General features: G+C 73.2%; 2 protein-coding genes. One reads left to right on the top strand and one right to left on the bottom strand.

Annotation, left to right across the window (positions count from 1 at the left end; genetic code table 11):
• Window positions 1–197 precede the first annotated feature (197 nt).
• Entirely contained in the window at window positions 198–869 is a 672-nt protein-coding gene (locus tag H5J29_RS33385; RefSeq protein ID WP_181784865.1) for a TetR/AcrR family transcriptional regulator, read from the top strand.
• A 91-nt stretch (window positions 870–960) separates the two neighbouring features.
• On the opposite strand, the gene H5J29_RS33380 is transcribed toward H5J29_RS33385, so the two are convergent.
• Window positions 961–1,230: F0F1 ATP synthase subunit B family protein (locus tag H5J29_RS33380; RefSeq protein ID WP_246394608.1), on the bottom strand; the 270-nt coding region annotated here is incomplete at its 5' end.

Raw genomic sequence — 1,230 nt, 5'->3', positions numbered from 1 at the left:
CCTGTGCGACGTCCCGCACGCTGACCCCGACGGTCTCCGCGGGGCCCCGGTCGAGCAGGCACTCGACGATCCGCGACCCGAGCCTTCCGGTGGCACCGGTGACGACGATCATGACGACCTCCCGCGTTTCCGTTGATAACAACATGACGCTATCACGGATATTATCGGTGATATGGCCCTGCTGTTATCGTTGATCCGTGCGGACGGACATCATCGACGCCGCGGCCCGACTGCTGCAGGAGCAGGGGGTCCGCGCCGTCACCACGCGCGCCGTGGCCGAGGCGGCCGGGGTGCAGGCCCCCACCATCTACCGCCTGTTCGGCGACAAGGACGGGCTGATCGACGCCGTCGCCGAGCACGTCATGGCGACCTACGTGGCCACCAAGACGACCGAGGCCGCGGACGACCCGGTCGCCGAGCTCCGCGCGGGCTGGCGGGTCCACATCGAGTTCGGGGTCGCCAACCCGGACCTCTTCCGGCTGCTGCACACCTCGCCCCGGCCCTCGCCTGCCACGGCGGCGGGCATCGACGTGCTCCGGCGGCGCATCCGGCGGCTCGCGGCCGCCGGGCTCCTGCGCGTCGACGAGCAGCGGGCGCTCGACATGATCCACGCCGCCGGGACGGGGACCGTCTTCGCGCTCCTCGCGACGCCGCCCGGGGAGCGTGATCCCGGCCTGGCCGACGCGCTGTTCGACGCCGTCTGCACCGGCCTGCTGACCACGACGGCACCGGCGCGGGACGACGGGGTGGCGACCGCCGCCGTCACGTTCCTGACCGTGCTGGCCGACCTACCCGCGCTGACCGACGCCGAGCGTGCGCTCATGGCCGAATGGCTGACCCGCTCCCTCGCCCGCCTCCGGAACCCGTGACGGGGGCATGATCGGGTGATCGCGGGAGGTTCGCGCTGCGGATCCTCGGGAAGGGCACCGCCGCGCCGAACCGGCCGCTGACGCTCGGGAACTAGTTGCGGCGCGCCCCGTCGAGCTCGGCGAGGTAGCCCTGGACCGTGCTCGACGAGCCCGCGGACAGCGAGCCGCCCAGGATCTTCTCGGCCAGCTCGGTGGAGAGGGTGCCGACGTCCCCACGCAGGCTCTGCTCGGCCGTGGCGCGCTGGGCGGAGATCTCCTCGCCCGCGCGGGCCCGGATGCCCGCGGCGTCCGTCTCGGCGGCGGCCCGCAGCTCGGCAGCTGACTCGGCCGGGTCACGCTCCTCCACTGACAGTGCACCGAC

It is taken from the genome of Pseudonocardia pini (genome assembly GCF_013870575.1).
Lineage (GTDB): Bacteria > Actinomycetota > Actinomycetes > Mycobacteriales > Pseudonocardiaceae > Pseudonocardia > Pseudonocardia pini.
The sequence above is the reverse complement of the archived record's forward strand: the minus strand, read 5'-3'. Positions and strand labels throughout refer to the sequence as shown.